The sequence below is a fragment of the Flavihumibacter stibioxidans genome (assembly GCF_014332695.1).
GTDB classification, from domain to species: domain Bacteria; phylum Bacteroidota; class Bacteroidia; order Chitinophagales; family Chitinophagaceae; genus Flavihumibacter; species Flavihumibacter stibioxidans.
Genome location: NZ_MBUA01000012.1, coordinates 722,411 through 742,750, shown reverse-complemented (window position 1 = coordinate 742,750; position 20,340 = coordinate 722,411). Strand labels below are relative to the sequence as shown.

15 protein-coding genes are annotated in these 20,340 nt (G+C 49.5%); 9 read left to right on the top strand and 6 right to left on the bottom strand.

Features of this window, described 5'->3' with window-relative positions; translation table 11 throughout:
- Positions 1 to 98: 98 nt before the first annotated feature.
- Positions 99 to 524, top strand: coding sequence for an SRPBCC family protein (locus tag BC349_RS10350; RefSeq protein WP_187256653.1), 426 nt, complete (start codon positions 99 to 101; stop codon positions 522 to 524).
- Between the two features lie 29 nt (positions 525 to 553).
- A complete protein-coding gene (locus BC349_RS10345; protein ID WP_187256652.1) occupies positions 554 to 982 on the top strand; it encodes a VOC family protein in 429 nt (142 codons plus the stop codon).
- Between the two features lie 2 nt (positions 983 to 984).
- On the opposite strand, the gene BC349_RS10340 is transcribed toward BC349_RS10345, so the two are convergent.
- On the bottom strand, positions 985 to 2,682 hold the full coding sequence (locus BC349_RS10340; protein ID WP_187256651.1) for a GMC oxidoreductase: 1,698 nt from the start codon (positions 2,680 to 2,682) through the stop codon (positions 985 to 987).
- 28 nt (positions 2,683 to 2,710) lie between these two features.
- Positions 2,711 to 3,634: a sugar phosphate isomerase/epimerase family protein gene (locus BC349_RS10335; protein ID WP_187256650.1), complete on the bottom strand. Its 924-nt coding sequence runs from the start codon at positions 3,632 to 3,634 to the stop codon at positions 2,711 to 2,713.
- Between the two features lie 236 nt (positions 3,635 to 3,870).
- On the opposite strand from BC349_RS10335, the gene BC349_RS10330 reads away from it, so the two are divergent.
- From BC349_RS10330 to BC349_RS10300, 7 genes are all read left to right on the top strand, one after another.
- Positions 3,871 to 4,479: an RNA polymerase sigma factor gene (locus BC349_RS10330; RefSeq protein WP_187256649.1), complete on the top strand. Its 609-nt coding sequence runs from the start codon at positions 3,871 to 3,873 to the stop codon at positions 4,477 to 4,479.
- 79 nt (positions 4,480 to 4,558) lie between these two features.
- Positions 4,559 to 5,620: a FecR family protein gene (locus BC349_RS10325; RefSeq protein ID WP_187256648.1), complete on the top strand. Its 1,062-nt coding sequence runs from the start codon at positions 4,559 to 4,561 to the stop codon at positions 5,618 to 5,620.
- Between the two features lie 202 nt (positions 5,621 to 5,822).
- Positions 5,823 to 9,197 carry a SusC/RagA family TonB-linked outer membrane protein gene (locus tag BC349_RS10320; protein ID WP_187256647.1) on the top strand — a complete coding sequence of 1,125 codons (3,375 nt, stop codon included), beginning with the start codon at positions 5,823 to 5,825 and terminating at the stop codon, positions 9,195 to 9,197.
- A 16-nt stretch (positions 9,198 to 9,213) separates the two neighbouring features.
- Entirely contained in the window at positions 9,214 to 11,028 is a 1,815-nt protein-coding gene (locus BC349_RS10315; RefSeq protein WP_187256646.1) for a RagB/SusD family nutrient uptake outer membrane protein, read from the top strand.
- 38 nt (positions 11,029 to 11,066) lie between these two features.
- Positions 11,067 to 12,023, top strand: coding sequence for a discoidin domain-containing protein (locus BC349_RS10310; protein ID WP_187256645.1), 957 nt, complete (start codon positions 11,067 to 11,069; stop codon positions 12,021 to 12,023).
- A gap of 70 nt (positions 12,024 to 12,093) precedes the next feature.
- Positions 12,094 to 13,701 carry a discoidin domain-containing protein gene (locus BC349_RS10305; protein ID WP_187256644.1) on the top strand — a complete coding sequence of 536 codons (1,608 nt, stop codon included), beginning with the start codon at positions 12,094 to 12,096 and terminating at the stop codon, positions 13,699 to 13,701.
- A 180-nt stretch (positions 13,702 to 13,881) separates the two neighbouring features.
- On the top strand, positions 13,882 to 14,979 hold the full coding sequence (locus tag BC349_RS10300; protein WP_187256643.1) for a hypothetical protein: 1,098 nt from the start codon (positions 13,882 to 13,884) through the stop codon (positions 14,977 to 14,979).
- Between the two features lie 37 nt (positions 14,980 to 15,016).
- On the opposite strand, the gene BC349_RS10295 is transcribed toward BC349_RS10300, so the two are convergent.
- Genes BC349_RS10295 through BC349_RS10280 form a run of 4 tightly spaced genes read right to left on the bottom strand, consistent with a single transcriptional unit; the run spans position 15,017 to position 20,335 of the window.
- Positions 15,017 to 15,637: a tetratricopeptide repeat protein gene (locus BC349_RS10295; protein ID WP_187256642.1), complete on the bottom strand. Its 621-nt coding sequence runs from the start codon at positions 15,635 to 15,637 to the stop codon at positions 15,017 to 15,019.
- Positions 15,625 to 16,806 (bottom strand): tetratricopeptide repeat protein, encoded by a 1,182-nt coding sequence (locus BC349_RS10290; RefSeq protein WP_187256641.1) that lies wholly within the window; start codon positions 16,804 to 16,806, stop codon positions 15,625 to 15,627. The genes BC349_RS10295 and BC349_RS10290 overlap by 13 nt, the downstream gene beginning before the upstream one ends.
- Positions 16,791 to 18,986, bottom strand: coding sequence for an urea transporter (locus BC349_RS10285; RefSeq protein WP_187256640.1), 2,196 nt, complete (start codon positions 18,984 to 18,986; stop codon positions 16,791 to 16,793). Before BC349_RS10285 ends, BC349_RS10290 begins: the two co-directional genes overlap by 16 nt.
- Positions 18,983 to 20,335 carry a type III PLP-dependent enzyme domain-containing protein gene (locus BC349_RS10280; RefSeq protein WP_187256639.1) on the bottom strand — a complete coding sequence of 451 codons (1,353 nt, stop codon included), beginning with the start codon at positions 20,333 to 20,335 and terminating at the stop codon, positions 18,983 to 18,985. Before BC349_RS10280 ends, BC349_RS10285 begins: the two co-directional genes overlap by 4 nt.
- Positions 20,336 to 20,340 lie beyond the last annotated feature (5 nt).

Here is a 20,340-nt window from a genome sequence, read left to right as displayed (position 1 = left end):
TTGCCCCCGGTCTTTCGCAATCCACCTCTTTTTTGGCGTGTTTATACAGCCGGCATGATGAAATATCATACTATGTTTGAGCTGTCAAAAACACAACTATGGAAAAGGAATTCAACAACGCCATCACGGTTGAAACGACCGTAAACGCACCGCTGGCAACTGTTTGGGATTTCTATACCAAACCCGAACACATTATTAACTGGAATGCCGCAAGTGACGACTGGCATTCACCTGCCGCGGAAAATAACCTGCAGGCCGGCGGAAAATTCTCCTACCGGATGGAAGCAAAGGATGGCAGCATGGGCTTTGATTTCTGGGGCATTTATGACAGGGTGGTGCCGCATGAAACCATCGAATACACCATGGGGGATGACCGGAAAGCGAGGGTCAGTTTCACTGCTGGTGATTCTGGTACCCAGGTCATTACCACCTTTGAAGCGGAACAAACCCATTCGCCCGAAATGCAACAGGCGGGATGGCAGGCCATACTGGATAATTTCCGGAAATATGTAGAAGCCCGCTAAAGTTTTCACTCACCTTAAAAATACCAACCATGCCAAAGATGAATCCTTATCTGAACTTCGACGGTACCACCGAAGAAGCTTTCAATTTTTACAAACTGGTTTTCCGCTCTGAATTCCGGGGACCCATTAACCGGATTGGCGATGCACCCGGATGTGAAAATTTATCTGAGGACGAAAAGAAAAGGGTCATGCATGTGTCGCTGCCCATCCCCGGCGGTGATACCCTGATGGGTTCTGACATTGTTCCGTCGATGGGACATAAACTGATAGTGGGAAACAATAACTACATCTCCCTTCATCCCGAAAGCAGGGAAGAAGCCGACCGTCTCTTCAATGAATTGTCCCCGGGCGGTAAGGTGGAAATGCCCATGGCGGATATGTTCTGGGGCGACTACTTCGGCAGTTTCCAGGATAAATTCGGCGTGCAGTGGATGATCAATTATTCCACCACGCACTAATCTTAGAGGTTCCCTTTTTTCAGTTCACTCACCGCGTGGTCGCAGGCCCTTGCGGTGAGTGCCATATAGGTCAGCGACGGATTCACGCAGGAGCCCGAACTCATGCAGGCGCCGTCTGTGACAAATACATTGGGTACTGCGTGCAATTGATTGTAAGCATTTAGAACCGATGTTTTCGGATCCCGGCCCATGCGCGCAGTGCCCATTTCGTGGTTGGCATTGCCCGGAAAGGAAATGCTGCCACTTACCCTTACATGGGTGAAACCTGCTTTCTCCAGCATCTCCTTTCCATCCGCTGCGATGGCGGCATGCATGGCTTTTTCGTTTTCCCTGAAGGAGCAGTCGATGGCTATTAATGGCCTTCCCCAGGGATCTTTTTTGGAATGATCCAGCGTGATGCGGTTGTCGGCGTATGGCAGGCATTCACCAAATGCATAGAGGCTCATGCTCCAGGGCCCCGGCACACTGGCACTCTCTTTCAGTTCCACCCCGATCCCTTCGCCGCCTGCCCTTCCGCGATAGGCGCCCCCTGCAAAATGGTATCCCCGCAGGTAGTTGGCGGCAGGTTCGTGCACATGCCGGTACTGCGGTATATAGATGGCCGTTGGCCGCCTGCCGGAATAGTAACTGTCTTCAAATCCGGCTACACTGGCAGAGAAGGTCAGACCCTTGTGGTGATCCATCAGGTTGCGTCCCAACTGGTCGCTGTCATTGCCCAGGCCATTCGGGAAACGGCTGGATACCGAGTTCAGCAGTATCGCGGTCGTGGCAACGGTAGAGGCGTTCAGAAATATGATGCGGGCATGGAAGGTCTCTGTGTGTTTGCTTTCCGTATCGATGACTTCCACCCCGGTGGCACGTTGCCGCTGCTCATCATAGATCACTTTATTTACCAGCGAATAGGGTCTGATGGTGAGATTGCCGGTTGCCTGTGCGGCCGGCAAAGTACTGGCGTTGGTGCTGAAATAGGCGCCGAAGGGACAGCCACGGTGGCAGAGATTCCGCGCCTGGCATTGGGTACGGCCTTGCACCGGTTTGGTGAGGTTGGCGGTTCTGCCGATGATAACCGGACGGTGCGGGTAGTGTTTCGATAGCTGATCCCGGAAATGCTTTTCCACCACATTCATTTCGAATGGTGGCTGAAACTCCCCATCGGGCAACTGTGGAATGCCATCCCGGTTGCCGCTCACGCCGATAAATCGTTCCACATAATCGTACCAGGGAGCGAGGTCTTTGTAACGGATTGGCCAGTCCACCCCATGACCGTCGCGTTGGTTGGCTTCAAAATCATGGTCGCTCCAGCGGTAGCTGGCCCGCGCCCATAACAGCGACCGGCCGCCCAGGATATTACCCCGTATCCAGTCGAATCGCTGTATCTCCTGGTACGGATTCTCCTTGTCGTTGATATAAAAATGCTTGTTGTCTTCCCGGAAAGAATAATGCCGGCTCTGGACAAAATTATTTTCCCTGTCTTCATGGGTCAGTTGGGTGCGGTGCGGAAACTCCCAGGGATGCTTATTCGCAGTTGGATAGCTGGGATGCTCCACCGGCCTGCCCCTTTCCAGCAATAATACTTTCAGTCCCTTTTCACAGAGTTCCTTGGCAGCCCAGCCGCCGCTGATGCCCGAACCGACCACAATGGCATCGTAAGTGTTCTGGCGGGTGGATTTATTGTTGAGGTACAGAGAGTCTCCGGGCATTGTTTCTATTAAAAGTTAAGCCTGTAAATTACTGGAATTGTTGTTTGATGGCAGCGGGATAATCGGCCAGTGCGATATCGGGTTCCGCAATTTCGGGATGCCAGAGTTTTTCCCATTCAAAGCTGTAAAAGCCTTTATAACGGTCATCCCTAAGTGCAGCAATGGCTTTCATGATCGGCACTTCGCCTTTGCCCAGGAAAGTATAATTCAGTTTGCCTCCGGCTTTGGTGGCATCCTTCACATGCACATGCCTGATATAGGGTTTAAGCTTCCCGTACATTTCCACGGGGTCTTCACCCGTGATGGTCCACATGTTGGTTACATCCCACACCAGTGCCACTTGCGGGTGATTGGCGGCTTCCATGATTTGCAGGATATCTGCTGTCCACACCATGTCGCCATGGGTTTCCATTAATACCGTAACGCCCGAACCTTTGGCATGATTTCCCAGCTCCTGCAGGCCCCTGGTGATCAGGTCCATGGTGGCCTGCTTTTCCTGGTTCTTCGGGAAATTGTTGGGGAACACCCGTACATAGGGGCAGTTGATCTGCGCTGCGAGGTCGATGAACCTGCGGCCTTCATCCAGTTGTTTGGTCCTTTGCGCTGCTTCAGAAAAATGAAGGGTGGAGGAAGATCCGAGTCCCACAAACTGCAGTCCCTTCTCCTTCATCCTGCGCATGGTGGCTTTGCGGGCTTCGGCGCTGCTGAAAATAGAACTCTTTACCAGGTCCATTTCCCGCTGAATACCCCTTACTTCAATACCGGTATATCCATGCTGTTCAGCAAATTCAGTAATCCGGTTAAAGTCCCAGTCCGGGCACCCCAGGGTGGAAAACGCCAGCCGGGGTTGTTTCCTGCCCATGGCCATCCCCGGCAAAGCCAGTGCCCCGGCCACCAGGATGGTACTTGTGCGGATAAATTCTTTACGGGTGTGCAGTTGTTTTACTGGCATTGCCTATGGCTTTTTTGAATAGTAATGTTACTGAATTTTAGGTACTGCATCACACCGGCCGGCTTAAATGCGGCCATCTTTTCCTGTAAGACAATTAAAAAGTAATACATAATATGAATGTTACGCAAACGATTGAACTGCACGAAAACACGGCTGCAATCGATTGCGTCAATTACTTTACGCACAATTCAGGGTATTATTTTACTGCTATATTTGAAATTGTTAATCATTTCTTAATGAAAAGGGTTAGCAACGATTGCACTCCCCAAATGAAAGATGTCATACATAATGATGAGTTGTTGCAGCAATTGCAGGCAGGTGAGCATGCTGCGCTGTCAGTGCTGATGCGAAACCATTACCAGGGTTTGTATGATTACGGCTGCCGCTTTTGCTCCTGCAAGGACACAGTGAAGGACGCCATCCAGGAGGTCTTTATCAGTCTCTGGCAGAAAAGGTCTGCTGCAGGCGGAATTGGTTCCATCCGGTACTACCTGCTGGGGGCAGTGCGCAACCAGGTGCTTAAATCCCTCCGCCGGGACGGTCGGGTCGCTGATTTTGAAGACAGTTTGCAGCAGGTGGATTTTCAGGTGGATTATTCCATTGAAGAAAAACTGATCCGCCGGGAAGATGCGGAACAGCGCACCATTCAGTTACGCAGGGTGCTGGCGCAATTGAGTCCCCGTCAGAAAGAAGCCCTATATCTCAGGTATTACCAGGACATGGATGCGTCACAGATTGCAGCGCTGATGCAGGTTAGTCCCCAGTCAGTGTACAATCTTCTCCATGAAGCCATCCGGAAACTCAGGATCGGGTGGGATAGCAGCCTGCTTTTACGGGCAGTATAAAAAAATCTAAAAAAAACTTTCGTTTTATCCAGTAGAAAGGGTCAGTCAAGGGTACTTATCTGTAAGTATAAGCACCTGAATGACACGATACCTCTATTATTCATTGGAAGAGTTGAGCCTTGACCAGGATTTTATTGACTGGGTAAGGAAGGGCAGCAATGACAGTGCCTGGCAGCAATTCCTTGAAGAAAATCCCGGGAAAACAAATATTGTACACCAGGCCCGCAGGATCGTAGAATCCTTTGAGCCCATTCCTTTTGAGATCAGTGAAGCTGCACTGGAAGCAGAGATTGCAGCGTTAATGGCAGCTACGGTTGAACCTGAATCCTTTCCCGCTGAACAGAAAGGTTCAGGCCTGAAGCGCGTACTCATTACCGTTATGGGGATCGCCGCCGCAGCCCTTCTCTGGTTTTTCGGGTTCAGGAATACCATGACCGGCGATACAGAACTGACTTACGTTAAGCTGGTCGCGGAAAAGAACCTGGTGGAGCAGGTTAACATCACAGACAAGCCCGTAACAATTGAACTCCCCGACGGCAGCAGGGTGAAACTCTCTCCCCAAAGCCGTTTCAGCTATGCGGCCGGTTTTAATGATTCTGCCAGCAGGGATGTGTACCTGAAAGGCGAGGCAGATTTTGATGTGGCAAAAAATGCAAAAAAGCCCTTCCGTGTGTACAGCAATGAACTGGTAACAAAAGTGATCGGAACCAGTTTTACCATCAGGTCATTTGATGCGGAGGAGGATATCAATATTACGGTGCGTACCGGTAAGGTGAACGTATCGCGCAGGAATATTGAAGGCGTTTCACTCACTGCCAACCAGCAGGCCATTTATCACAAAAAGCAAAAGAACATCGTCAAGCAGCTGAATGAAAGGCCGGTCATTATTTCGCCGGGGGTCAGTGCAAGGCAGATGGTTTTTGAAGACCGGCCCGTGGTGGCGGTACTGGAAATGATGAAGGCCGCCTATGGCATTTCGCTTCACTATGAAAAGGAACTTTTGAAGGGTTGCACCATTACTGCCGACCTGTCGGAAGATGGTTCCATCTACCGGAAACTGGACCTGATCTGCCGGGCCATCAGCGCCGAATATGAAGTGATCGATTCGGAAGTGTATATCTATCCCCAAGGCTGCAAATAAATTACCAAACAACAACTGCATATAAATGAGAAATGACAGCTCCTGAAAAAAAGAAAACCGGCATTGCTGCAAACAATACCGGCCCTGTGCTAATGCCCCTTGTTTCTCAGGCAGGAAGGCATTAATCGATTAAATAATTATTAAACCGAACATTAAAGTTATGCAATATTCAGGTTGCCTGAAAAGGCAAATAATTCATTGTATGAGAGTCGGACTCTTACCCCTTTTCCTGGTCATGTTTTTTGTTGCTATTGGATATGCCAATACCAGCAATGGCCAGAATATCACCAACAAGCGGATCAGCCTGCAGGTTGAACAAATGGAAATCAGGCAGGTTCTGAACCAGATCGGTCTCCAGGCCGATGTTAAATTTGTTTACAGCCCGCAGCGTATTCCCAGCAAAACAAAGATTTCGTTCGAGGCCAGGAACGAAAAACTGGGAGACCTGCTGGCCAGGTTGTTTGCCCCGTTTCATGTTCTCTATGAGGTGGACGGCAAACAGATTCTGCTGACCCGCCAGGAAATTCAGGTGGCTTTTGCCTATAACGGCCCTGTTGACCTCCGGAACATGCCTGCCATCAACCCTCCGACACGCATCGTGAAGGGAAAGGTGGTAGACGATTCCACCAACCTGGTGATGGCGGGAGTAAGCGTAAAGATCCGGGATACTGAAAAGGGCGCCTATACCAATAACGATGGGGAGTTTTACCTGGAAGTGCCCGATAACAGCGCCACCCTTGTACTTACTTTTGTAGGCTATGAGGATTATCAGCTGGTGCTCGATGACCAGGTAAATTATGCAGTACGCATGAAACCCAGCAACCGTATCATGGAAGAAGCGGTGGTGGTTGGTTTCGGTAAGCAGAAAAAGATCAGCGTGGTCGGATCCCAGTCCACCATCAAACCCGCCGAACTGAAACTTCCGGTGCGCGACCTCACCAATGCACTCGGAGGCCGCCTGGCGGGTGTGGTGTCAGTCCAGCGCAGTGGTGAACCCGGCTATGATGCTGCCAGCATCTATATCCGCGGTATCGCTACTTTCGCCTCCAGTCCCCAGGGCCCCCTGCTGGTGGTGGATGGTGTGCCCGACCGTTCCATCAATAATATTGACCCCGAAGATATCGAGAGCTTCACCATCCTGAAAGATGCTTCCGCAACAGCCGTGTATGGTACACGTGGTGCGAATGGCGTTATCCTGGTGAATACCAAGAAAGGCAAGGCCGGAAAAGCCCAGATCAATGTGGAAGTAAACCAGGCCGTTTCCAAGTTTACACAACTGCCCGAATTTGCCAATGCCGAACAGTTTATGACCATGTACAATGAAGGCCTGACCATGCGGGGCCGCACTGCACAGTACACCCCCGAAAGGATACAGCAGCATGTCAGTAAGGTTGATCCTGAACTTTATCCGGATGTAGACTGGTTCAAGGAAATGTTCAATAAATACGGTCGCAGCACCCGTGCGAATGTGAATGTTACCGGCGGTTCCACCAATGCTAACTACTATATCTCGGCAGGATATTATGGGGAAGTGGGGATGTTCAAACGCGATAAAGTACAATCCTACAATTCTACGCTTAAGTATGAGCGTTATAATTTCACTTCGAATGTTAACGTTGACCTTACCAAAACCACCAAAATGGAACTGGGGGTAAACGGATTCATTACCAATGGCAACTATCCCGGTACTGCCACTTCCACTTTGTTCTATTATGCCACCGCCACTCCGCCCCATACGGTTCCAACCATGTATTCCAACGGGCAGTTGCCAAAAGTGGGCGGGGCATTACCGAGCCCCTATGGCATTCTGACCACCGGCGGTTATGCCACTGAATTCAGCAATACCGTCCGGTCCAATATCCGTCTCCGCCAGGAACTGGATTTTGTTACCAGGGGACTCTCTTTCACGACTATGTTCGCATTTGACAATTATTCCTTCAGCAGCCTGAACCGCACCCGCACATTGCCCACCTTCCTTGCCACCGGGCGTGATGCAGAGGGCAGCCTGGTTACGAATATGACGGATCCGGGAAGCGAAGTGCTGGGATTTGGTTCCAACCGCATTACCAACAGAAGATTTTATACCGAAACCGGGTTCAACTACAACCGGACTTTCGGAAACCACAATGTTTCCGGGATGTTGCTCTACAACCAGTCCGATTATGTGAACGGGAATGCCGACAATGTGGTGGCTTCCATTCCATTCCGGGTACGTGGTCTTACGGGACGTGCTACCTACGGTTTTGATAACAGGTATTTCCTGGAGGGGAACTTTGGATACAGCGGCTCAGAGAATTTCACTCCCAACAAACGATATGGGTTTTTCCCTTCAGTGGGACTTGGATGGGTTGTTTCCAATGAAAAATTCTTTGAACCACTGTCCAATGCCATTGATCATTTTAAACTCCGCTTTTCTTACGGCACATCCGGTAACAGTAACACTGCCCAGCGTTTCCTTTTCCTGACCCAGATTGCAAATGCCGACGGTTATACTTTCGGTGAACCGGGAAGTACGGTTTCCTATGGCGGCCTCCAGGAAGGCCAGGTGGGTGCTGATGTGACCTGGGAAACAGCCAAAAGGCAGAACCTGGGTATCGAGATCAACACGCTGAATAATAACCTCCAGCTTATCGTGGAGCTCTTCAAGGAAAGACGCGACGGCATTCTTCGCCAGGCTTTCACCATTCCCTACTCTTCCGGTTACCGCTATGATAATATACCCTATGGTAATATCGGTATTACAGAGAACAAGGGCATTGATGTTACACTCCAGTACAACAAGTACTTCAAAAGAGATGCCTTCCTGACATTCAGGGGCACTTTCAACTATAACCGGAACAAGATCATTCAGGATGAGCTGCCACCATGGCAATATCCCTGGCTTGATCGCGATGGATTGCCCATCGGACAGCGTTTTGGGTATGTGGCGCTGGGACTCTTCAATGACTCCACGGAAATTATGGCTGCCCCGCGCCAGTCAGGGGATGTTCGTCCCGGTGATATCAGGTTTAAAGATTTGAACGGCGATGGTGTGATTAACTCCTTTGACCAGACTGCCATCGGATTCGGCGCCATCCCGCGCATCCTTTACGGCATCACCGTCGGCGGTGGATACAAAGGTTTTGACCTCAGTCTCTTCTTCCAGGGTGCCGGACAGGTTGATTTCAACTATGCCAGCGGATTTGCCACCCGACCTTTCTCCCAAGGGGCTACTTACGGAAACATGTATGCGCTGGTTACCGACCGTTGGACTCCCGACGCCAAGATGCAGAATGCTTTGCCATTTTATCCGAGGCTCTCCACCAACCAGACTGTTACTTCCAATTACAATACCAGTACCTGGTGGATCAAAAGGGCGGATTATATCAGGCTTAAAAGTGCAGAACTCGGTTATAATTTCAGCCTGAGGGCGCTGAAACGCTTCAGTGTGAGCAAGATGCGGCTGTTTGTAAACGGTACCAACCTGTTCACCGGATCAAGATGGAAGGTATGGGACCCCGAACTCGGCGATGGTAACGGCGCTGCTTACCCGAATACATCTATGTACAATGTTGGCTTCCGGGTCAGTTTCAATTAATTAAAAATCTATCGCAATGACACAATCATTTAAAAGATACATCGTGGCGGGATTGGTTTGTTCTTTGGTGGCAGCAACCGGCTGTAAAAAAGACTTTCTTGACACGGTACCCGATAATATCACTACGCTTGATAATGTTTTCACCAACCGGGTGATGAGCGAACAGTGGCTGGCGCGCATTTATAGCAGGATCCCTGATCCCTGGAACCAGCCTTATACCACCCAATGGACTGCCATGACAGATGAGGCGGACTATACCTGGCTTGCCCTTTCCATGAACAACGGGGCATTGACGCCAGACGGTTCCGCAGGTTACTGGAATGCCTACTATGAAGCAATCCGCCAGTCCGGGATTTTCCTGAAGAATATTGACAAAAACGAGGAAATGCTTGGCCTTCCCAATGGTGCTGAACTGGTCAGGCAATACAAGGGTGAAGCCCGTTTCCTGCGTGCCTATTATTACTTCCAGCTGATGAAGATATATGGTCCGGTCGTTTTGCTGGGTGAGGAGCCGGGAGATGTAACCACCGACTACCAGATTCCACGCAGTTCCTGGGACGAATGTTCCGGGTATGTGGTATCGGAGATGGAAAAGGCCAAAGCAGATGTTCCTGAAGTACATGTAACCGGTGGTGGCGCCCCCGACCTGGTGCAAACCGGAAGGATTACCAAAGGAGTCATCAGCGCGGTACAGTCGCAGGTGCTTTTATTCAGTGCCAGTCCGCTCTACAATGGAAACACGGACATGGCTGATTTCAAAAATCCCGATGGCAAACCCCTGCTCAATTCCACTTTTGACAAGGAAAAATGGAAGAAGGCAGCGGATGCCGCCAAAGCGGTTATTGACCTGAACAAATGGAGTCTTTACCAGGAAAACAATGACGATCCATTCCTTGCAGGTTACTACTCTTCCCGCAACCTTTTCTGGAATGGCTGGAAACAGGAAGCCATCTGGACCCGCGCTTCCAGTAATTATTGGTCTGAGTGGGAGCGCCACTGTGCTCCCCGTAATACCCAGGGTAATGCCTGGAACGGTATCGGCGTATTCCAGGAACTGGTGGATGCTTACCGCATGGCCGATGGGAAGGGAATTAAGGACGGCAGCTCCGCTTATACGGAAGAAGGGTTTGCTTCCGGAAAGCCGGGATTCTATGCAGATAACACCAGCAAAATGTATGTGGGCCGTGAGCCAAGGTTCTATGCGCATATCACTTTTAATGGTGCCACCGTTCCGGTGGTTGCAAAATCCGGACAAACCTATGTGGGCTATTTCTTTACCGGTAATTCAGGAAAGCAGGGTGCTCCGCGGGACTGGCCCAAGACAGGTTATACCGCCCGCAAGAACCTTCATCCCAACACCAATTTCAACCCTTCGGTATCTGTCGGACGTCCGGCTATGCTGATCAGGCTGGCTGAGATCTATCTCAACTATGCCGAAGCACTGAACGAATACCAGCCCGGCCATGGCGATGTGCTGCTTTACCTGAACAAGGTGCGCACCCGGGCAGGGCTGCCTGCCCTGGAAGCCGGATTGAGCCAGGATGAGATGCGCGAACATATCCGTACAGAAAGACGAATTGAGCTTTCGTTTGAGAATCACCGTTATTTCGATGTACGCAGGTGGAAAGTGGCCGACCAGCCCGAACACCACCAGGGTGGTGCCTTCTATGGCATGAACATGGACAAGGGTACGGCGCTGGGTGATGTGGCCTTTCACCAGCGGACAGTTGCCCTCACAAAATCTGCCTGGGACCGCAGGAATTATTTCTGGCCCGTGCCGCAGGCCGATATTGACAGGAATAAACAACTGGTTCAATTCCCGGGCTATTAAAGGATGAAGATGCTTTGCTCACCAATTAAACAATTACAATGAGATTTCATACCTATATGACCGTCCTGGCAGGAACTGTGATGATGCTCAGTTCCTGCGTAAAGGACCCTGACTACCTCAAGCGTAGTGATTCAAAGGATAACGTGGTTATCTACCTGAAGCAGGGTACTGCCCAGAGTGTTGACCTGCAGCTTTTCCCCTTTGTAGATGAAGCGAGGAGCTTTACCCTCAATGCCGGATTTGGCGCCATTGGTTATCCGGGTGGAGATGTAGCCATCAAACTGGATGTTGATACCCGCGCATTTGACAGCATCAACCTCATGCGTACAAATGCCGGCCTCACGCCGTATGAAGCTTTTCCTGCAGATGCCTACAGTTTTACAGACCGCGTTTTAACCATTGCAGGAGGAAGCCTCACATCCAACCTGGCAGAGTTCAAATATTTCTCAAAGAAGTTTGACCCCGCCAAAGATTACCTGCTGCCCATCAGCATCATGGATGCTTCCGGTTACAAAGTGAACCCAAGGGCAAAAACCGCCTTCATTATTGCCAGCAAACTGGCCGGGAAGCCGGCTAATACGGATGGCTGGGTGGCCACGGCTTCCTCTGAACAGACGCAGTGGGAAAATACGGGACTGGCTTCCGCCTTGTTCGACGGTAATATCAATACCTACTGGCATTCCAGCTGGTGGCCTTCCGAACCCGCATTTCCACACTGGGTTCAGGTTGATATGCAACAGGAATATTATGTGGACCAGATCGGCCTGGTGCGCAGGCAGGGCAGTTCCACAGGTTTTACAAAGTTCAACCTGGAAGCCAGCGTTGACGGCAATTCCTGGACCATGCTCCTTCAGGACCGGGCTTTTGATAATACCAATAACGCACAGCAAACCTTCCCGCTCACCCCGGCTCCCTGGAGACATTTTCGGTTGACCATGACCGAGGGAAGAATGACTTCCACCCACCTGGCTGAGTTCGTAGTGTACAAGTACTAATTGATTATTTACAGGCAGCAGTATGCGAATCATTTATGGTTCGGACTGCTGCTTTTTTAATGCCATTCATATGAAACTATTTTGCCTTCCGGTTCGTTTACTGGTTGCCACCCATTTTCTTATATCCTGTTCAAGGACGGGTAGTGAACCAGCACCTGTGAACCCGCCGCAGCCTCCGCCGGTTCCGGTGGTGAGTTATAACTATAAAAGCCAGAATGCCTACAGCCTCAACGTGGTGTATTTTGTACCCAATGATGTGGTGCCACCGGCAGATTACCACCGGCGCCTGAGTGAGATCCTGCTCGATGCCCAGTCCTTTATCGGCAAGGAGATGGAAAGGAACGGGTACGCCGGGAAAACTTTGGGCCTGATGAAAGACGTGGATAAAAAGCGCATAAAGCTGGTCGTTATAAAGGCAGGGAGGGGCGGATCTGCCTATCCATATGATGGTGGCGCCAATGCAGTGATGCAGGAAATAGCGGCCTATCGCCAGCTTAACCAGTCTGAATTCCATGGCGACCATTACCTGGTTATCATGCCCGCCACCACCTATGATCCCGGCGGGGAACCCGGCGGTGTACCTTTTTATGGCCTGGGTAAATATTGTTTTGCCCTGGATTATGCCGACCAGGATGTCAGGTATCTTGGCAGTCCGGGCACGCTTGGTACCCGGGCTACCAAATGGATTGGCGGAATGATTCATGAGCTGGGGCATGGCCTGAACCTGCCGCACAATTGCCAGAAAGTTTCGGAAGAATCAACGCTCGGCATGGCCCTGATGTGGGCAGGCAACAGTACCTGGGGCAATTCAAAGACCTTCCTCACCGCGGCCGATTGCGCTGTGCTGAATGTGAACCAGGTTTTCAGCCAGGAGAATAAATCCTTTTATGGCGAAGTGAAATCATCCCTGCAAAGCATTTATGCATCTTATGAAGCAGGAAAAAATTCCATAGTGGTAAAGGGTCGCTTCTCAGCAAATACACCGGTTACCGATATTATTTATTTTAATGACCCTAATGTAAATAATGAAGGCACAGGTGTTAACCGTGATTACAATGCTGTGACCTGGACCAGCAAGCCCATCGGGCAGGATAGTTTTTTCATCGAGATGCCGGTAACCGATCTGAAATACCGTGAGAACCATGAATATGAATTGAAGGTGAAACTGGCACATACCAATGGTGTAATCAGGGAAACTATATTTTCATATCGTTTTGCGAACGGGCTGCCAATCCTGGATTTCAGTACAAGGCCTGAAATCAGTAAAACAGGTTGGAGCATAACTTCATTCAGCTCCGAGGAAAAGCTCAGCGAAAACGGGGCGGCCCTCAACCTGATCGATGGCGATCCTTCCACTTACTGGCACAGCAGGTGGTCTTCCGCTGTGACCTCCTACCCGCACGAAGTGGTGGTCAGTACCGGTGTTGATGTCACAGCAAAAGGCATCAGTATTTCACAGCGCCAGACGCTCAGCAGGTCTGTTAAGGACATGGACATCTTCACCAGTCTGGATGGAGTAAATTTCGTGCCGGCCATCAGCCGCCAACTGGCCAATACCAGCGGGCCGCAATACCTGGAGTTTGCCCAGCCGGTAAACCTGCGCTTCATAAAACTGGTGGCAAAAAGCAGTTGGGATGGTGAAAAATTTGCTGCACTGGGCGAAATAGGGTTGTTCTGATAACACATGTGATAGTATGTGAGTCAGGGTGGTTCCCGGAAAGGCAATTGTAGCCGGGAATCACATCATCGTGTGACTGTAACAGTCGTTTTTTGCCACCATCTTTGTGTGGTCAAACGATCCTCCTTAAGAATACCACCAGTTTCCGACCTGAATCAAATCAAATCAATTTTAAAAAAAATGAAAAATGTTTTTAAGGGCATGCTGTGCCTGTATGCCACCACCATGTTATTCACTGCCTGTAAAAAGGATGACCAGCCGGTTCCGCAAACTCCCGGACCGGAGCAGTATTTTGCCATTAAGGTAAAGGCTTCCATCACTATCGGGGACATCAAATATGACAGTATCCCGGCCAACTTTAAAATTACCAGTTGGGATAAAAACGGACTGAAGTTTGAAAAGGATACCCTGCTGGCCCCGGGTGCCAATTTGATTTACCTGCCAAAATCACACCCCAACTATTCAATCCGGGTTTCCAAGTGGGGTATTGTGTATGAAATGCCATTACGCAACAATGAAGTAGTTGATGGAAAATTGTACACCCTGGGCGGAACAAGGGCTGCAAAAAAACTAAGCTCAGAAAAAAACTATGTTTACCAGGACGAGAGTTTTCGTTTAAGCAAAAAACTTACCTATGCTTACGACCAGCAGGGCAGGTTGGAAAATATCCGCTATAGTTATTTCAATCCGACTACCAGTGATCCCGAACCGACCCTTGCCACTATAGACAGATTTGTGTACAATGAAAACCGCCTGGAAAAAATTGAAATAGTTAACCAGTTGGATGGGGCAAATGATGTGCTTGGTTACAGCCGGTACTATTATAACCAGGAGAATAAAATGATTGCCGTACAATACAGTTACCAGTCGCAGTTCACCATGTACCGCAATCGTTTTGCGAAGGAGAATGGCTATGACCTGATCAGCATGGATGAACTCAATGACTATCATGCTGAATCCGGTTCGAAAATTGAATTGAAATTTTCAGGTGGCAACAGGGTGGAGGAAACAACTATTATTCCTTCCGCTCCAACCAGTACCCGGACTTACGATTTTGATGCGGGCATCAACCCTTATGTTCACCTGAAATGGCCCCAGATGTATTTTAAGGACCAGTCTAAAAACAATACAGTTGCAGAGAAACTGGATGGAACCCTTTACCTGAAGAGTGAGTACAGATATGACAGCGACGGATACCCGATTGAAGTGGTAAAGCAGGAATTGAATCCGTCTACCGGTCAGTTCAGGATCGTGATGAAAACGGTTTATTCCTATTGAAAACCATATTCAGTTAAGCCGGGACCATTGGTCCCGGTTATTTTATCTTCCCCAGACCTTCCAGGCAGGAAGCATCACCAGGCCTTATCAGCAGGGCCTTGGTAAACAGGATCTTCGCATCGTTATTCCTGCCAAGGTTTAAATAGGACCATGCCAGCATATGATTGCCGTCATAATCAAAGGGGTAAAGGTTGGCCACTTTTTCAAAATACCTGGCCGCCTGTTCATACTTTCTCCTGTTGTAATAAATAACGCCGGTCCAGTAATTGGCCACTGAATTCTGCGGATCAATTTTTAATATATCCGTATAAGCCTGCAATAGTCTGTCCACGCTTTGCAACGCAGCCAGGGGCTGCACCAGTCCCAGTTTTGCCTCAACCGAATAGGGTTTCAGGCCAACAGCTTTCTGGTAATAATTCTGCGACTGCGGATAATCCTTTGACAGGTAATAGAGCCAGCCCAGCCGCAGGTTGATCTCATAACTCCGTTCGTCATAGACTTTTTTCAGGCTTGTGATGGCATCGGCATACTGCTTGTTCCCTTCCTGCACATAACTTTCCCTGAATGCCCCCTGCAATGCCGCTTCCTGCTGCGCGTTCGCTATAACCGAAAAGCAAACCACCAGTAGGGTTATGATTGTTTTCTTTAAAACTTCCATGATAGTCCTCCTGTTATTGAATGTTGTTGAAATGTGGTTGTAGTTCCGAAGAGCTGACGTTTTTCGTGTGTGTATCCAAGTTGCAATATGGTCGTTCCGCCCAGGAAAATATAACTGGTGATACCTGCTTTTGATTTATTCGGGTCGATGGCATGGTAAACATACAGCGCGTCATTTTCGGCCAGGTTCCTGAATTCCCCTGCAGTGAGATGCCCTTCCAGCCAGATGTTTTTTATGATTTTTACTCCCAGTACCTGCCTGAAATTGAAGGCCGATTCCCCTTCACGCTGACGAATGCTCGCGGTGGAAAAACTGTAGAGATTGAAATTCCCCAGCGGGTACAGACCTAGCTGCAGGTTGTATTGCTGTTGACTGGTATCCGTAAGTGTTCCCAGTACGGCATCAGCCTGGAAGTCGAAATAATTGCCATTGTATTTGAGTCCGGCCAGTACGAGGTGGTTATTGTATTTGAAATTATTAAACGGTGTATAGAGGTAATGCCAGGCGGTTTTTAATTGCCAGCCCCGGCCCAGGTTGAATAGCAGCCGGTTGTAGTATTCAAACTGGTTGATGTTGATATTGGTATTATTGGTGACGGCAGTCAGTAAGGGTTCACTGATCTTTTGCTGGTAAGTAGCGATGGATTGCTGCATGTGCACACCATAACCAAAGCGGTTGCCCAGGCCAAATCTCGCATAGAGGGGGTTTTGCCTCGATGCTGCAGTGGTCTGCTTGTAACTGAATTCAAGATCCACCCCGGTTATGGCAGCCGGGTTTGTATTTTTCCGGGGCAGCATTCCGGGGTTTAAATATTTGATTTCTGCCATGGCCAGTTCGGGCTGGTTCAGGTTGATCCTGCTCCAGTAAATGAAATAATGCGCAGTGCTGTTGTACGAATCTTCCTTTAAAACTTTTTTATAGTGACGGAGTGCTTCAGCATAATTGCCGGTCATGAATGCGGCATAGCCAAGCCGCAGTCTCAGGTAAATGAAATCCTGGTTGTTGGCAATAGCATCCTTGCCATAGATAAGTAGTTCCTTCCAGGCGGCCTTCTCATATAAAGCATAGGTAGTGCTGTCAACAGTCACAAAGGAATAGTCCTGCTGTGCCTTTGCGGCCGTTGCTGCCAGAAAGAAAGCCAGGATGGTGGTTGTTATTGGTTTCCACATATGGCTTCAATTTTTTTGTCATTCAATTCAACGCGGAACGAATGGATCCTGCCGTCGCTGATTTCAACCAGTGCAAGCATTTTCTGTTTCCTGCTGCCGGCCAGCTTTTGGTCGGCCCGGCTTTCCAGCAGGATGCTGCCGCCTCCCAGCATGTCATCTGCCTGTTTTACATAACTGCTGTACTGCATCTTCATGAAAATATGGAATGGTGCCAGCAGGTCCTGTACCCACTTCAGGGGTTGATTGCCGAAGATGTGCTGCGGATAGGTGTCGGAAATGGTTATTTTTTTCTCTGAACTCAGCAACACTTTATAGGCTGCCTGGTAAAACTGGTACAATAAGGTATTACGCTTTCCAAAGTAATTGGTAAAGTAGAACATGGTGCCGTTGTTGATGAAATAGGCGTAAGCGTTGTGCTGCCGGAAGTAGAAATAGGTTTCGTTATATGCGCTCACCATTACTTCCCATTCTTCATTACCGTACTCCGGCGCTGCTGCTTTCATGATAAATCCGGGCTGGAAATTAAATGCATGCTGCAACTGGGTGTTGGGTACAATATTGCCGGCGATGCTTCCCTCCGTGGGCACTGAAAAAGTTTTCAGGATGCTGTTTCCGGCTTCCTGTTGCAAATAATACGCAAAGGGATAGGCCATGGTCCGGGAATCGAAATACGGGGTGGACTGTACCTGGAAATGCAGGTGTGGTTCGGGAGAGCGGCCTGAATTGCCGCAACTGGCAATGATTTCACCTTTCTTTATGTAGGCTCCCTTTGTTACCCTGAAGGACCCTTTTTTCAGGTGCGACAATTTGGTGTAGAGTCCCTCTGCATGTTTGATCACAATGGTGTTACCCCAGTTCTGCCTGGTATTGTTTCCACCTACCGCATTGTCTTCCACATAGTCTATGATCTCAACCGCAATTCCATCAGCCGGACTCAGGACAGGTTTGTTGTAACAATAAAAATCTTCGGGTTTGCTGCCCGCTCCCTGGTAGGTTTTCTTTTCCTTGTCCGTTATCACAAAGTCGAGGGCCTTGCCCCAGTCACCCTTATGCGTAATGCCGCCGTCATATCCCTGGCTGATGGTCCAGTCGCCCATAAACGGAAGGGAAAGGTGGTAGTAGTAAAAATTATTCAGCACCCTTTCCCTGTTATTGATGTACCTGTATAGGTTTTCCTCCGGACTGTAATACTGGATGGGAGTCAGCACCATCCTGCCGCCCGTTTTCCGCAATTGCAGGCAGAAAAGAAAAAGCATCACCGTTATACAGAAGGGTAATGAAAAAACCGGCAGTCCCCAGGTACTGGTAATCTTCCAGAGGGCAATGACAAGGATATAGGCGATCGGTACAGTGATGAAGGACCAGAGGAAGGACCTGGCTGAGGGGATGATAAATATGCCGCCAAGCGCAACCGATACCAGCATGAAATTGGTGCCGAGGTTATAATAATTGACGCCCCCTGAATAACCATCCATAAGCTGGATAAACAGGATGGCAATGGTGTAGCCGATGGCCATCAGTGACAGTGCAATACGGGAGTAAATAAGCAGGCCGATAGCCAGTACGATTCCGGCGGCGATGCTGCTCTGGAACAGTATGGCGCTCATGGAGCGGAAGAAGCCATTCACGATATCGGGTAGCGGAAGGTTCTCCACTTTCTGTACCAGCCAGATGAGTTCCGTTCCGCCGGTGGCATACATTTCGTTAAGCCAGTATATATTCCGTTGCGTGAGGCCGATGACTGCAAATTCTTTGGAGGAAAGAATGATCACCCACAGCGTGAGAATAAAAGCAAGGGATAATGCCGGCAGGTTTGTTTTGCCCAGGCTTGCAATGAAAGCAGCCGACAGGAGTACAGACAAAACAGCTCCCAGCGCCAGCAGTATCCAGAAACCCGGGGTGAGTTCATAAAAAGTGCCCATTCCCAGGCCCATCAGTAATCCGCTGTAAGTGTAGAGACCACTCTTCACCTGTTCGCGGCTGAAGCCGATAAAATATGCTGTCAATACGGATGCCAGTGTTGCCGTGAAACCTCCCAGCCCGGTATATGGATTAAAGAATGATACCAGTAAAACGATGAGGGCGAAATACTTCCTGTTGCTGAAAAACAACATGGAATAACTGTTCAGCACCGTAGTGACAATATAGTCCAGGAATGGTATGAGGATCGTTTTTTTCACCGCTTCATTAAATGTTCGGGTACCCGTTCCAGTTGTTCAATATATTCCAGGTTTTCCGCCTCCCTCACGAGATGGGTATTCCCCTGTTCATCTATCATCACCACATTGGGGCGCATCTGGATAAACTGCATCCACTGGGTGAGGTTATAGGCCCCCACTTTATGCACCACTACTTTATCGCCCCTGTTCAGCAAAGGCAGGTTAACGCTTTGCCGCACTACATCTATGTTCATGCACAGGGGTCCATAGAGTGCCTGGTCCTCGCTGTGGTGGGTGAAATCCTGCGCCGGTGTAATGGTATGGTCGTACCAGAAAGAGGTAAACAACAGGTTCACCCCACCATCGAGAATGATCGCCCGTCGTCCGTCGCTCAGTCTTTTATTGGCGATGACGGTGGACAGCAGGTAGCCGGCATCATCCACCAGTACGCGACCGCTTTCCAGGATCAGCAGGGGCAATTCATCTGCTCCGAAACCCAGTTTCAGCAAACCGGAGGTGATGGCTTCCGCAAATTCATCCACGGATGGCACACTGTCGGTTCCGGGCAGGAAGGAGCCGCGCAGGGTATTGGAAGAAGGAAATCCGCCTCCCAGGTCGATGTATTGTACCGGGTTGTTCAGCTGCGTTTTGCATTTCCAGGCAAGGTCACCAAGCTTTTTCACCGCCGTGGCATAGGCATCAGTCGATAACATGAAAGTGCCGATATGGCAATGCAGTCCGGTCAATTCCATTTTGCCGGATTCCACAATTTTGGTCAGCGCACTCCAGGCCTGGCCATTTTCATAGTTGAATCCAAACCGGTCCCACATAGGGTAAACACCGGTGTCCATATTCACGCGGATGGCTACCCGCGGTTTTTTCTTCAGCGTATCGCTTAGTTCAATCAGCTGGAACAACTCGTCAAAATGATCGATATGGATCAGGGAGCCATTGTTCACCGCCAGTTCCAGCTCCGCATTGGTTTTCTCCGGACCGTTGAATATGATCCTGTTACCGGGCACCTCATTGCCCAGGGCTTTGCGGTATTCAAAACCGCTGACCACTTCGGCCCAGCTTCCTTCCTGGTGGAAGATCCGGCACACGGCATTGAGGTAATTGGTTTTATAACTCCAGGCAAACTGCACTTTGGGATACCTTGTTGTGAATGCGCGGACGGCATCCTGGTAATTGCGGCGTATGGTCCTTTCGCTTAAAACAAAAAGCGGCGAGCCATACTGTGCCATCATGCTGTGCACGGAAACCCCGTCAATTTGCCTGACTGGTTCGTACTCGGTACGGCTCCCGAATTTATTCATCAGCCCTGCATTCATTTTCTGGATGGAGGGACTTTCGTAAGGCAACTTTTTCATGGTTC